The organism is Bradyrhizobium sp. UFLA05-153 (assembly GCF_054185185.1).
This window is the reverse complement of sequence record NZ_JBBIAM010000105.1, coordinates 1-13,313: the sequence shown is the minus strand read 5'-3', so window position 1 is coordinate 13,313 and position 13,313 is coordinate 1. Positions and strand designations below refer to the sequence as shown.

At 60.4% G+C, this 13,313-nt stretch carries 10 protein-coding genes and 1 pseudogene; 2 read left to right on the top strand and 9 right to left on the bottom strand.

The features are described 5' to 3' along the window. Window positions 1-545: 545 nt before the first annotated feature. Entirely contained in the window at window positions 546-707 is a 162-nt protein-coding gene (locus Q2941_RS39190; protein ID WP_254111369.1) for a hypothetical protein, read from the top strand. Between the two features lie 566 nt (window positions 708-1,273). On the opposite strand, the pseudogene Q2941_RS39185 reads toward Q2941_RS39190, so the two are convergent. From Q2941_RS39185 to Q2941_RS39165, 5 genes and pseudogenes are all read right to left on the bottom strand, one after another. Next, a pseudogene (locus Q2941_RS39185) lies at window positions 1,274-2,283 on the bottom strand (IS110 family RNA-guided transposase). 120 nt (window positions 2,284-2,403) lie between these two features. Next, window positions 2,404-3,381: an ABC transporter substrate-binding protein gene (locus Q2941_RS39180; protein ID WP_027527333.1), complete on the bottom strand. Its 978-nt coding sequence runs from the start codon at window positions 3,379-3,381 to the stop codon at window positions 2,404-2,406. A 149-nt stretch (window positions 3,382-3,530) separates the two neighbouring features. Beyond that, the gene (locus Q2941_RS39175; RefSeq protein ID WP_458195833.1) at window positions 3,531-6,662 is read right to left on the bottom strand and encodes an efflux RND transporter permease subunit; all 3,132 of its coding nucleotides are present in this window, start codon (window positions 6,660-6,662) and stop codon (window positions 3,531-3,533) included. Then, window positions 6,662-7,867 carry an efflux RND transporter periplasmic adaptor subunit gene (locus tag Q2941_RS39170; protein ID WP_458195832.1) on the bottom strand — a complete coding sequence of 402 codons (1,206 nt, stop codon included), beginning with the start codon at window positions 7,865-7,867 and terminating at the stop codon, window positions 6,662-6,664. Before Q2941_RS39170 ends, Q2941_RS39175 begins: the two co-directional genes overlap by 1 nt. A 133-nt stretch (window positions 7,868-8,000) precedes the next feature. Then, window positions 8,001-8,144 (bottom strand): hypothetical protein, encoded by a 144-nt coding sequence (locus tag Q2941_RS39165; RefSeq protein ID WP_156944792.1) that lies wholly within the window; start codon window positions 8,142-8,144, stop codon window positions 8,001-8,003. A gap of 182 nt (window positions 8,145-8,326) precedes the next feature. Between Q2941_RS39165 and Q2941_RS39160 the strand changes: the two genes are divergently transcribed. After that, the gene (locus Q2941_RS39160) at window positions 8,327-9,379 is read left to right on the top strand and encodes an IS110 family RNA-guided transposase (RefSeq protein ID WP_035664680.1); all 1,053 of its coding nucleotides are present in this window, start codon (window positions 8,327-8,329) and stop codon (window positions 9,377-9,379) included. Between the two features lie 546 nt (window positions 9,380-9,925). On the opposite strand, the gene Q2941_RS39155 is transcribed toward Q2941_RS39160, so the two are convergent. The 4 genes from Q2941_RS39155 to Q2941_RS39140 all read right to left on the bottom strand — a co-directional run bounded on the left by Q2941_RS39155 (window position 9,926) and on the right by Q2941_RS39140 (window position 13,094). After that, a complete protein-coding gene (locus Q2941_RS39155; protein ID WP_458195831.1) occupies window positions 9,926-10,150 on the bottom strand; it encodes an ABC transporter substrate binding protein in 225 nt (74 codons plus the stop codon). A gap of 83 nt (window positions 10,151-10,233) precedes the next feature. Beyond that, window positions 10,234-11,262 carry a hypothetical protein gene (locus Q2941_RS39150; protein WP_458195830.1) on the bottom strand — a complete coding sequence of 343 codons (1,029 nt, stop codon included), beginning with the start codon at window positions 11,260-11,262 and terminating at the stop codon, window positions 10,234-10,236. Beyond that, window positions 11,231-11,893 carry a nucleotide-binding protein gene (locus Q2941_RS39145; protein WP_458195829.1) on the bottom strand — a complete coding sequence of 221 codons (663 nt, stop codon included), beginning with the start codon at window positions 11,891-11,893 and terminating at the stop codon, window positions 11,231-11,233. Before Q2941_RS39145 ends, Q2941_RS39150 begins: the two co-directional genes overlap by 32 nt. A gap of 766 nt (window positions 11,894-12,659) precedes the next feature. Further along, window positions 12,660-13,094, bottom strand: coding sequence for a hypothetical protein (locus tag Q2941_RS39140; RefSeq protein ID WP_027528113.1), 435 nt, complete (start codon window positions 13,092-13,094; stop codon window positions 12,660-12,662). Window positions 13,095-13,313 lie beyond the last annotated feature (219 nt).

Here is a 13,313-nt window from a genome sequence, read left to right as displayed (position 1 = left end):
ACGATGTCGCCTGCTCGCTTACGATCGTTTGGGATATTATTGTCATTTTTCGAGCCGCCTTCGCGCACTCGGCGGCTCTGGTCTCGTACCTCTCCAGCTTCGTCTGTAGATCACTCAGCACAGTGCCCTCCACGCTTCCCACGCGAGCGTGAATGGTTGTCGGGGGGCTTCGACCGAAAAGATGACCGACTCCCGGCAATTTTGGAGCGGACAAAAGTCGACTTGGAGCGCCTAACCTACGGCGCTCCCGCCCACTCTAGCGGTTGCGAGCCGTCTAAGAAAACGCCCCGCTGTGCATCGGCGGGCTTTTTTCGTCTCACTTAGCGCGCTTGCTGCTTTCGCGTCCCGGTCAATCGTCGTCGCGATCCCGGCCGCGACGCCAACCACCCTCATAACGTGGGCCGTAGTAGCCGTAGCTGTGTCGATAGCGATAACGGTCTCGCCACTCATCGTCGTCACGGGGTCGATAGTATCCGTAGGGGCGATAATAGTCCGGCTGCCGCCAGCAGCGTCCCCACTCATTGCAGACCAATCGGACCTGTTCGATGCCTGACACCGACGCCACAGGTGGCGCGATCGGCATGGCGCTGGCGCTGGTCGCAGCCAATCCGGCGAGCGCTGCGGCAGAAAAAAAAAGAACGGCAATCGGCTTTGCCATCGAAGCCTCCATAGTTGAACTCGTGTGCAGTGTGGCGGTGCTGGGCTGAACCGCGGTTGAATGGGCGTCGCCGAAAAACGCCGCGATCGTGAACGCGGGGACAGACGCCGGTCGCTAGTTCTTCGAGGCTGCGAGCCGGTCTTGCGAGCTCTGCGGCAGAAGAACGGATAGGATCCAGCACCAGCTCAGGCACCTAGTTCACAACCACCCTGGACTACATCTAAATTTGGGTGGCTCGCGAATGCCGCGAGCATCGTACTAGCTATAAGCCTGCCGGGCGGACGGCTCGCCAGAGTCCGCTATGCCCCGATAGCGACGAACTTCCGCAGCGCAGCGAAATGACGCGATGGGCCATGTGTGGACGGCTCCGGGTTGGCAAGAGTTTTCTTCACGCTTGCGGCGGTGGTCGGAGCAGCCATGTGTTCGGCCTATTAGCGCGGTTCACCTGACCGCTGGCCATAATGCCCTCCGCGGATCAGGTCCCGGTCAAAACCTCGCATTCGATGATGCCGTGGCCCATGTGGGTTGTCCTGATCGCCGGATCGACCGGCGCTGCATTACGTGCTGTTCGCTCTCCCAACCGTTACGTCACGCCGGATATCCGGCGCGATTCCTTTACGTCGCGAGTGCAGCGGGCTCCCGGTAGCGTTCGCCCCTGGCCATCATGGCCCACGCCATGCGGGAATCTTGTTGGCGAGCGCGATCGCAGCAACCCTGGTCGGTCGACGCGCCAGCAGCCCCGTAAGCCAGGGCCGATGCCCCGTGCCATGGATCTTGGCATAGCGGATCACGGCGAGCGCGCCAGCCGTGAACAGGCTGCGCAAATAGCGATCGCCTTGTTTGCTGATACTGCCGAGCTTGTCCTTGCCCCCGCTCGAGTTCTGCCTCGGCACAAGCCCGACCCAGGCCGAGAAGTCCCGTCCCGATCGGAAGGCCTTCGGATCAGCAATACTCGCGACCAGAGCCATTGCCAGCGCCGGACCAACGCCGGGGATCGCGTCAAGCCGCTTGCTCGTCGCATGTGATCGATGCCAGGCGATGATGCAGCGGTCGAACTCCAGGATCTGGGCCTTCAGTGACCGCAATTGACTGCCGAGAGCCGTGACGCAGGCGCGCGCCACCTCCGGCAGCCGGTGGTCGGCTGGATCGGCGACGACCTCCAGCAGTTGCTCGACACCCCTGCGTCCGACGGGGGAGACGATCCCGAACTCGGCAAGATAGGCACGGATCGAATTGATGATGGCAGTTTGCTGGCGGATGAACAGATGGCGCGCACGATGAAGCATCAGACAGCTCTGTTGCTCGAGGGTTTTGGTCGGCACAAACCGCATGTTGGGTGACCGCCTCGCAAATCGCCTCCGCGTCCGTGCTGTCGTTCTTCTGCGCACATAGGCCGGAGGCATTAATCGCACCGTATGCCCCAACGCCTGCAGCTCGCGGGACCAATAGTGGGATGACGCGCAAGCCTCGATCCCGACCAGGCATGGCGGCAACTTCTGGAAAAATGCTACGACCTGCTGGCGCTTTAACTGACGGCGGATGACCACCTGGCCGGCTGCATCAACGCAATGCACTTGAAAGACCGACTTCGCGATATCCAGACCGATTGTCGAAATTGACTGCATAGGCTGCTCCTCCGAATCGTGGGAGCCTCAAACGGCACCCACTGCTTGGCGCTCTCACGCCGGTGGAGGAGCCGTCCACAGCATCACAACCGGACCGGTGCACTGCAGCAAACAATGTTTCTATTCGATTACTTCGTTGGCGGCCGCAAGTAGGGCCGGCGGCACGGTGAGACCGAGGGCCGTTGCGGTCTTGATGTTGATCACCAACTCGAATTGGGTCGGTCCCTGCACCGGCAGGTCGGCCGGTTTCTCACCGCGCAGGATGCGGTCGACATAGCCTGCGGCCTGTCGGAACAGCTCCGGGATGGAGACGCCATAGGCCAAGAGACCGCCCTCGTCGGCAAAGGAGCGCAGCGCGGAGACCAGCGGAAGCCGGTGGCGTGCCGCCAAATCGACGACGCGTTTGTGATGCCCCGTCGTGAACGGATCGGGCGGCACCAGCAACGCACCTCCCGGCTCTCGCACAAGCCCCGCAATACCCGCTTCGATTTCCGCAACGTCGCGCACCGGCGTATCGAGCACGTCCAACGAGAATTGTCCGGCCGCTGACTGGGCCGACTGCAAGGTTACCTTGGCACCGGGATTATCGGGATTGTAGAGGTACGCAATGCGGGTCACTTGTGGCGCAACCTGCTTGACCAGATCGAGCCATTTCGCGCCGAGCGTCGGCTCCAGGTGCGAGAAACCCGTCATGTTGCCGCCAGGATGCGCGAGGCTCGCCACAAAACCCCGCTCCACCGGCTCGCTCACGCCAATGAACACGATGGGCACTCCGGGAAACGCCGATCCGATCGCGCGCAAGCCGATGCTGCTGTTGATCGCAATCACCTCCGGCACCCTTTGCCGCAGTTGCTCTGTGATGCCGCTGTCCAGCGGTCCCCAGAGATAATCGACGCTGACATTGCGACCGGCCACCCATCCAGCCTTTTCCAATCCCTCTCGGAACGCGGCGGCGCGCAGTAGTCCTTGCTGGTCGCCCTCAACGAATTGCATCACCACTGAGACCCGCCGCGGCTGCTCGCGCTGCTGCGCGCGTCCAGCGACAGGCCAAGCAACCGCCGCACTACCGAGAAGCGTGATGAACTCGCGTCGCCTCATAGGCCTTACCCCGAGCCGGAGATAGCCTATCACATCGAATGGGAGCTGTTAGCGTCGCACATGAACTCGGCTCCGGAATGACCGGAATGGATTCCGTTTGCTCGTAGCACTTCCATCGCTCCGCGTGCTTTGCTAGAGGCGTTTGGCCTTTATCCGGTCCCCGAAGTCTCAGTCGACATTGCTGTGTCGCCCGCATTTCGTTCACGCGTCACCAGCTTGAAAAACATCGGTACAAAGAGGATAGCGAGGAAGGTTGCGGCCAGCATACCGCCGATTACGCCAGTGCCGATGGAATGCCGGCTCGCGGATCCGGCGCCGGCCGAAACCGCCAAGGGCACGACGCCGAGGATGAAAGCGAGCGACGTCATGATGATCGGACGAAAGCGCAGTCGGGCCGCATCCATTGCCGCATGGTAGACGGAAAGTCCTTCGCGTTGGCGCTGCGCCGCAAATTCGACGATCAGAATGGCGTTTTTGGCAGACAATCCGATCAGGGTCACAAGACCGACCTGAAAATAGATGTCGTTCTCAATACCTCGCAGATAGATTGCCACGATGGCGCCAAACAGCGCGAACGGCACCGCCGTGATGACAGCGAGCGGCAACGACCAGCGCTCATACTGCGCGGCCAGAATCAAGAACACCGCGAGGAGTCCAAACAGGAAGCCTGTCGACCCGGTCCCCGCGGTTTGGATTTCCTGAAAAGCCGAGCCCGTCCAGCCGATGCTGTAGTCCGACGAAAGCGTCTCCGTCACGACTTGCTGAATTGCCGCGATGGCCTGCCCGGAGGACACGCCGGGAGCAGGATTGCCGAGAATTTTTGCAGCCGGGACGACATTGAAGCGATCCACGACGTCGGGTCCGATAACGCGATGAACCGTTAGCAGCGCATCGAGCGGAACCATGGTGTCGTTTTTCGAACGAACGAACACATGCCGCATGTCCTCGGCCGACTCGCGAAAGGCACCTTCGGACGACATCGTCACCCGATAGGTGCGCCCGAACAGGATGAAGTCGTTGACGTAGAGGCTGCCGAAAGTGCTCTGCATCGCCTCGAAGATGGTGTTGATCGGTACCCCGAGAGCCTTTGCCTTGTCTCGATCCACATCGAGGCGGTATTGCGGCTCGTCGGTCGTAAAGGTGGTCTGCACGCCGCTCAGTTCTGGCCGCTTGTTCGCGGCCTGCACCACCCGTTGTGCCGCCTCGGCGAGTGACTGAAGGTTGCCACCTGAGCGATCCTGCAAATAGAACTCGAAGCCGCCGGTGGTGCTCAGGCCAGGAATTGGCGGCGGATTGATGCCGATAACAATGCCGTCGCGGAAATCTGCGTTGAGCGCGGAAAAGGCTGGCGCCAGATTGCGCGCGTCAAGTTTTGGGTCGCGGCGTTCCGACCAGCCTTTTAACGTCACGAACGAAATGCCCGCATTTGTTCTCTGAGAGCCGCTCAACAGATCGTAGCCGGCAATCGTCACAACATCCGCGACCGCTGGATTCGTCATTGCTCCTTCTGTGACCTTGGCGGTCACCTGGAGCGTGCGATCGAGCGAGGCCGCGGGCGGCAGCATCGTCACCAGGAAGATGTAACCCTGGTCTTCGGGAGGCACGAGGCCGCCGGGAACGCGTTGAAATAGCCACCAGGTCACTCCCAGCATCGCCGCAATAAGAGCGACCGCGGTCAAGACATGCCTGAGGAAGAAACCGACGCCGCCAGTGAAGCGCTGTGTCACCCAGTCGAAGCCACGGTTGAATATCCGGAATGGCCGCCAGGTTTCCGTGTGTCCCGGTTTCAGAAACACTGCGCAAAGCGCCGGCGTCAGGGTCAGCGCCACAATTCCGGAGATGATCACCGATACTGCGATGGTGACCGCAAACTGCCGGTAGAGTTCGCCGGCGAGGCCGCCGAGGAAAGAGACCGGGACGAACACCGCGCACAAGACCAGCACGATCGCAACCAGCGGTCCGCTGACTTCCTGCATCGCGAGGACAGCAGCCTCGCGCGGGCTCTTGCCATCGGTGGTCATGATGCGCTCGACATTCTCAAGCACGATGATGGCATCGTCGACCACGATGCCGATCGCCAGGATAAGGCCGAACAACGTGAACAGATTGATGGAAAATCCAAGAAGGTACATGCCGGCAAACGTACCGACGATCGACACCGGAACCGCGAGGATCGGGATGAGGGTCGCCCGGATGTTCTGGAGAAACAGAAACACGACCAGGACGACAAATAGGATCGCCTCGACAAGCGTCTTTATGACTTCATGGATTGACGCTTCGATGAAGCGGGTCGTGTCGAACGGCACCTCGTAGCGTAGTCCGTCGGGAAAGCGCTGCGACAGGCGCTTCATCGTGGCGCCAACCGCCGCTGCGACCTCCAGCGCGTTGGCGCCCGTCTGCAGGTAGATGCCGATCGGCACCGCGGGCGTGGCGTTGAGCGTGGAAACGGTTCCGTAGTTCAAGGAGCCGAGCTCAACCCGGGCGACGTCTTTCACGCGCAGCGCCGCGCCGTTCTCGTCCGAACGCAGGACGATCTGCTCGAATTCGCGCGGATCGACCAGCTGTCCCTTGGTCGTGACCGAATAGGTGAAAGCCTGATGGCCTGGCAGGGGCTCCTCGCCGAAGCGGCCTGCGGCAAACTGGGCATTTTGCTCGCGAATGGCTGCCGCGATGTCGCTTGGCACGAGCTTGTACTGAGCGACCTTGTCGGGGCGTAGCCAAATGCGCATGGAATAATCGGTCGCACCGAAGAGCGTTGCATCGCCAACTCCGGGCGTGCGCTTCAGCTCGTCAATGACATTGATGAGCGCGTAATTGGAAATGTAGAGCGCGTCGTATCGGCGATCCGGCGACGACATCGTCAGCACCTGCAGGAACGAGGAGGACCGCCTGGTGACCGTAACGCCTTGCCGCCGGACCTCCTCCGGCAGCAGCGGCAGCGCGCGCTGAACGCGATTGTTGACGTTGATCGATGCCTGATCAGGATCGGTCTTGCTTGTGAACAGGACGGACAGAGTCATTGAACCAGAGCCGTTCGAGGTCGATTGCATATAGATCATGCCTTCGACCCCATTTATCTGTTGCTCCAGTGGAGCGGCGACGGTTTCGGCGATCGTCTGGGCACTGCCGCCAGGATAGGTCGCCGTAACGACCACTTCGGGAGGAACGATTTCCGGATACTGCGCGATCGGCAGCGCCCGCATCGCGATCAGTCCGGACAGCAATATGACAATCGAAACGACAGTCGCGAAGATCGGCCGATCGATGAAGAATTTCGACATTACGGGCGCACTCCCAACGGAGCCCCGGGTGCCTGTTCGTGTGACTCGACGGGTGGCACATATTTCACCGGTGTTACTTTTTCGCCGGCGCGAACGCGAATAACACCGTCGACGACAACCCGTTCACCGGGTTTGAGGCCATCCGAAATGACCCAGTCCAACCCGACTTGCTGACCCAACCGGACGGGTCTGACCTCGGCGACATCGTTGGCGCCGACGACGTAGACAAACGGCCCCTGTGGACCCTGACTCACCGCTTCTTTGCGAATTGCGATCGCATCGAGCAGGGTAACGCCAAGGATGCGCAGGCGCACGAACTGGCCTGGAAGCAGGAGACCGTTCGGGTTGGGGAAGACCACTCGTGCCTGGATCGTGCCGGTCTGCGGGTCGACTCGCGGAGCGGACGTATCGAGCTTGCCTCGATGCTGATAGAGGCGGCCATTGCTGAAAAATAGCTCCACCGACAAGTCTTTCTCATCGATCGGATTTGCCCGCCGTTCATTGAGGTCCCGGTAAGCGTGCCCTTCCTCATCGGTGAACGAGAAATTCACATAGGCGGGATCCTGCGGCGTGATCGTTGTCAGGAGCGTCTGCTGGGCTTGGATCAGCGAGCCGATCGACGGCGAGTTCAAAGCTGTGAGTCCTGCGACCGGCGCCCGGACCTCCGTATATCCGAGGTTCAGTTTGGCGCTGGCGATTTCGGCTTGCGCTGCCTCGACCGTGGCGCGGGCCTGATCGCGGGTCCCGAGCGCTTCTTCGCGTTGCTTTTCCGTCGCGACGTTACGACGCGTGAGTTCCTCCACGCGAGCATAGTTCTCTTCCGCCTGGCGGAGCGCCGCCTGTGCCTGATTGAGCTGGGCCTCGGCGCGGTTGAGCGTTACCTGGTAAGACGCGGGGTCGATCTGGAAAAGAAGCTGCCCCTGCGTGACCTTGTCGCCTTCGTCGAAGTCTCGCTTCAGCAACAGGCCGCCGACCAACGCACGCACTTCGACGTCCCGGACTCCCACGATTCGGCCGGCGTACTCAAAAGGCAGCGGCACCTCGGCTGACTCAGCGGTTACGATGCCGACTTCCGGCGACGGTCGTGTGGTATGTTGGTCTGCGGGCAGGTTCCTGGCGACCCACGGCCAGCCGAAAACAGTGATATAGGCGCCTGCTGCAAGCGCGATCAGAATAGCCACAATGGCAACGTATCGCTTTCCCATCAGCCCCACCATCGTGATCCGTACCGGATTCTACAGACTACTGGTGATGCAGCGGCTGATCCGCGACTGCCATCCAAGCAGCGGCTGATCGATGCCAAAGAGCTGGCTGGCGAAAGGCAGGATGCCTTTGTAATCATCGAAGGATTTCATGGGCGTACTCCTGACGATGAACGCGGCGATCGTTGCTGATCGCCGACAGCGCCCGCTGCTGCAGGCGTGCCGCGAGCGGCCACGCTGCTGTTTCGGCCATGAGCCCGATGAACTCGCGCGGCCTCATGCCGGTCGCTCCGACCCTCCCACTGAAAAATTTCAAGGTGTCAGGCCATGGCCGAAACGGCGTTGATCTAAATCAAGTCTAGAACCTGCGGATCCTCGGTCCGCTAATGGGATGGTCCGGCCGTGCTCCGGCCCTGCCAGCTCGAGAAGCTGGCAAGGGGCGCTCAAGACAAGGAGCACGCCATGTCTCAGAAACTCGCCGTGATCGGCATCGATATCGGCAAGAACTCGTTCCACATCGTGGGTCATGATCACCGCGGTGCCATCGTGCTGCGGCAGAAGTGGTCACGCGGCCAGGTGGAAACGCGGCTCGCCAACCTGCCGCCGTGCTTGATCGGCATGGAGGCCCGCGTAGGTGCCCATCATCTCAGCCGCAAACTGCAAATGCTTGGCCACGACGCCCGCATGATGCCGGCGAAATACGTGCGCCCGTATTCGAAGGGACAGAAGAATGACTTCCGAGATGCGGAAGCGATCGCCGAGGCCGTCCAACGCCCGACCATGAAGTTCGTCGCGACCAAGATCGCCGATCAACTCGACCTTCAGGCACTGCACCGCGTCCGCGATCGATTGGTCGGTCAGCGTACCGGCGTCATCAATCAGATCCGTGCGTTCCTGCTGGAGCGGGGCATCGCCGTGCGGCAAGGCCGGCATTCCCTGCGGTTCGAGTTACCGGGTATCTTGGCGACACGCACCGATGTGCTCTCGCCTCGCATGTTGCTCATCATCGAGGGGCTGGTGGAAGACTGGCGCCGGCTGGATCAGCGTATCGAGGGGCTATCTAGCGAGATCGAAACACTAGCCCGTCAAGATCAGGCCTGCCAGCGACTGATGACGGTGCCTGGCATTGGCCCGATCATCTCGAGCGCAATGGTGGCCGCGATCGGCGCTGGAGACGTGTTCTCGAAGGGCCGCGACTTCGGCGCCTGGCTTGGACTGGTGCCGAAGCAGATATCGACCGGTGACCGCACGATCCTCGGCAGTATATCAAGGCGCGGCAATCGCTACCTGCGCGCGCTGTTCGTACAAGCCGCGTGGGTTGTGCTGGTCAAGGTCAAGTGTTGGGAGCGCTATGGCCTCAACTCCTGGATCGAAGCCGCCAAGAAGCGATTGCACCACAACGTGCTGGCGATTGCGCTCACCAACAAGCTCGCCCGGATCGCCTGGGCGGTCCTCAACAAGGGACGCGCTTTCGCGTGCGTCAAGACGGTGGAGACGGCAAACCGACCTGCTTGATCCTCGCGCCGTACGCGGCGCCGTCAAGGCGCGGCCTGGCAGCAGGAGAGCAAGACGTCGGGACAGCACGACGGCCGGCCTTGACGGCCCCTTGCGCGCGGCGCGTCTGCGCGCGCAGGCCGGGACGAAGGAACGACCGCCAGGCACGAACAAAGGAACAGCGCGAAGTGAGGAGCTATCGATGACGTAACGACACCTTACCCGCCGAGGTCTGCGAGAGGATGAGACGACGATGGAGAATCGGTCTTCCCGGCGCATGCGAACACTGGTGACCCAAATGGCCCATCCATGTCCGCTAACCAGATCGCATACGCGCTGATATCCATGATGGCCCGGAGCACTGCGCTCCAAGCAGAGGCCGGATACATTGATGCAAGACCGCATCTACTGGATCGTCGAAATCTTCTTGCACCGCACGGCCGGACCATACATTGGGTCATTCTCGACTGAGCCAGCCGGTTCTGCCTGCTCTTGATGTCCGTTTTTACCTGAAAGCGAACCGACTATTACGCGCACCCAAATTGACGCGAAGGGCGATTTCCGGACTCATGCATCGCAACAAAGCGAACCCTGTTCGATTACCTCGTCCGCGCGGGCGAGCACCGATGCCGGCAGGTCGAGGCTGAACGCCTCGGCGGCTTTCAGATTGATCACCAGCTCGTACTTGGTCGGCGTTTGCACCGGCAGATCAGCCGGCATCGCTCCGGCCCTTATCAGCGCAATCATGGGCCATGCAGGAGCGGCCCCAACGTCAGCGTCTTCTTTGTCCAAAGCTCGGACGAAGTTGCCAGGCGGTCCTCGCAGGTGCCTCGGCCTCAGTCAAATCGGATGCCAAATGCCCGCGCTGCTTAGCTTTACTCTGGATCTGAAATGCGGGTCAGCATCTTCACGTGCGGTCCCGCCCGTTTGAAGATCGGCTCCCAAAAGGCATAGGCCGTCTCGGCGAAACTCGCGCTTATGGTGAACTTCGTGAGCGCCCCCCGATATGCGGCCTGTCGCCGGCAGCCCTGCCCCTCGACAAGGTGCCAAATAAATTGAGCGACATGGCGCGCGTACGTGCTCGGACGACCTCGGTGGTTGGGTACGATCTCAAGCCGGATGGTCCCGGTGTCGCGCGTCTCCGGTTCGGTGATGTTGGCAAGCCAAATGAAGATTGATGGATCAATGCTCGCGGCATAGCCGTCGCGCTTGAGCTGCTGATTGATCATAGAGAACGCGCTGGCAGCCTCTCTGAAGCATTCGCTCAGGATGAAGTTCGCCTGATTCTCCAGCTTGCCGCTCCGAAGATCGTCCAGCAATCTGACCGCCTCGTCAGTGAGCCGCCGCATGTATTGCAGTTGCGGCTGCCCTGCGCTGTCGGCTGGTTCCTTCTGCACAATCAATTCGCCCGCATCCGCGCGGAACTCCGTTGCGGCTTCTTTGCGAACGGTCAAAAAATTGCTTTCAAGACTGGAAGCGCCGATGTCTTTCGACGCCGCTTCTCCTTCCACCCGTGTCTCTACGAGGTCCTTTGCATGGTCCAACGTAGCATTCAGGCTGGCTTTGATATTTTCAAAAGCTCTGTCTTGATACTCCTTGGCGATCTTCGACATCATCTCGGTGGTAGTGTCGAAATCTAGGAGTTCGTCCCTGCGCGGCGCCGCCGCATTCTGAGATTCAAGCACCGCAACGGGACTCGGAGCCGTCGCTTGCCTTGCAAAAATCGATTGATCAGACGTCTTCTCGCCCGTGTGCTCCAATCGCGGATTGGAAGCAGCAATCCCGCTGGACGCCACAAACAGGCCATCGTCAACGGCTCGACTCGCCGCCGCGGTAAGCTCCACCAGCGAGCGTCGCGCGCAGCGCGTATGGCTAGCACGCCGCCTCTTTTGCGTGAGGCTCATGATCTAACGACCCCTCGACAAGCTTTTTCAAGACCCAGCGCCACAGCTCACGAACTTCCTCCGAGGCTCTTCCCCCTTGTGCAAACTCGGTCACGCCTAATCCTGCCCCAAGCGCGTCCTGGTGGTCATTGCGTTGCCCGACATAGGGAAGCGCAAGCACCCCGAGCGAATTGAGCGACGTTGCAGCTTCACTCAAGCGGCAGCCCCGCGGCGGCGTCTGATTGAGGACGAAAGCAAATCGGCGGTTGAGCCTACGAATAGCAATCAGCGTCGGTATCGCAGCTTCGATGTCGGCCAGACTCGGACGCACCGGGATCAGGCAAAGATCGGCCCTCGCGATAGCGCACACGGCCAGCGCATTGTTCGTGGCTGCGGTATCGATGACTGTAAGCCAGATTCCCTCAGCTGCAAGGCTGACGAGCGCCCCTTCTATTTCGGCGGGATCGGAGACCCGAACGACCCGCGGATAGGGATAGCCGCGCCGCTCTTTCCATTTTGAAATCGTGCCTTGTGGATCCGCCTCGACAAATGCGACGCGCTCCCCGTTCCCCATCGCTGCGACTGCAATTCCGACCGCCAGCGTGCTCTTGCCGCTTCCGCCTTTTTGGGTGACCAGAGCAAGGACATACATCTCCTGTGCTTCCCGTATGACAACGACATGAAAACGCACGAGTCGTCGAAAAAGTTGGGCCTACCAATCGGTGACCTACCATTCCCCATCGTGAATCGCATCAAGAGCGAGCGTGGAACTCACAACCAAATCAAGGCCCAGCCACTAACGATTTACCGCGGAGAACTCTTCGCGAAAAAGGGCGAGCCTCCTCGATGGATAACAAGGGATCGCGGATCTCCCGCGACTCGCCCTTCGTCCGGGTGATGTCTCTTCTGGGTCAAAATGCGAAGAACTCAACATGAGCAACCGAGTCCGCTGTGCCTCGCTAAGCGGACCTCGACGGCGCGTGCGGACACCTCAGAATAGCCAATGAACGACGTCATTCGCCGACCTCGTCGGAAGTCGCCCGTGGAGTGGCATCGGTCAAAATTGAAACGGACTGACCGAAATAGAAATCTTGCCGTCCGCAGCTTGTTCTACCTTAAAGTCCACCTCTTTTTGCGCTGCTACATCCTCAACGGTCACATGCAACAACCCAGTACAAGTAACTGCTCGCTTGGCTTTGCTTCTTGAATTTGTGCGTATTGTATCATCCAACCTATATGCGGCGCCTTGTCTCCCCTTTTCCAAATGGCTAATCTTTCGGCTTCTGTGCTCGTATTTGATCCTTCCGCGTCGCAACTGCCGCCTTTTTCAACGGAATCGGCGCATCGGCGAAGTGCGCGATGTCCGCTACTTGGTAGCTATCGGGGGAAAAGCGGACGTCGCACATAATCTGCGGGCATTACGGCCCCAGAAATCTATATGCGACAATCAGTGCCACCATGCTCGCGAAAATCAGCAGTGCTCGGAGGGATTTTCGGATCATTGGCCTCGTCGAATGGCGCGCGGCCGGTAGATCAGGTTGAGGTTTAGGCCGTCGCTGAGACCGCACGACTTTGCCCTTTGTTGTTTGCGTGCGAGCCTTTGGTTCCGGCGCCACGCCTACGCCTCCCATCTCCCTGTAATAAGCGCTGTAGACCTCGCGAATGGCCAGGGCCGTGGACTCGACCTCGCTGATCGTCTCGAGTCGGGTTCGATAGTTAGTCAGAAAGCTCTGTGCGTTTGACGGAAGGTCATCGAAACCACCGAGCTTGGCCATCATGAGCCAAGTGGCAAAATCCGCCTCGGCCTTCGTGCGGGCTTTCCTGGCGATATTGGTGTTGGCGCTATAGGACATGATGGTCCGATTGGTTCGCCCGCTCAAGCTCGCCGGCATTCATGGCTTCATCTGGCCGAGATTGGGGCATTGCCGCGCGCCCTAAGCAGACGCCACGCTCGGCGAAAATACGTCGGCGAAGTGCTGCACGTCTCCGCTTGCCCCCTGCTGATGGGTCATCTCCATCCAGCTGTTGTCGTCGAGTTGGACCGGTAGCTAGTCCGGGAAGGCCCGGCATCG

Coding starts and splice junctions, on each gene's coding strand:
- Q2941_RS39165 (WP_156944792.1), bottom strand. CDS start 8,144: ATGAGGCCGCGCGAGTTCATCGGGCTCATGGCCGAAACAGCAGCGTGG.
- Q2941_RS39190 (WP_254111369.1), top strand. CDS start 546: ATGCCTGACACCGACGCCACAGGTGGCGCGATCGGCATGGCGCTGGCG.
- Q2941_RS39170 (WP_458195832.1), bottom strand. CDS start 7,867: ATGGGAAAGCGATACGTTGCCATTGTGGCTATTCTGATCGCGCTTGCA.
- Q2941_RS39175 (WP_458195833.1), bottom strand. CDS start 6,662: ATGTCGAAATTCTTCATCGATCGGCCGATCTTCGCGACTGTCGTTTCG.
- Q2941_RS39160 (WP_035664680.1), top strand. CDS start 8,327: ATGTCTCAGAAACTCGCCGTGATCGGCATCGATATCGGCAAGAACTCG.
- Q2941_RS39140 (WP_027528113.1), bottom strand. CDS start 13,094: ATGTCCTATAGCGCCAACACCAATATCGCCAGGAAAGCCCGCACGAAG.
- Q2941_RS39180 (WP_027527333.1), bottom strand. CDS start 3,381: ATGAGGCGACGCGAGTTCATCACGCTTCTCGGTAGTGCGGCGGTTGCT.
- Q2941_RS39150 (WP_458195830.1), bottom strand. CDS start 11,262: ATGAGCCTCACGCAAAAGAGGCGGCGTGCTAGCCATACGCGCTGCGCG.
- Q2941_RS39145 (WP_458195829.1), bottom strand. CDS start 11,893: ATGTATGTCCTTGCTCTGGTCACCCAAAAAGGCGGAAGCGGCAAGAGC.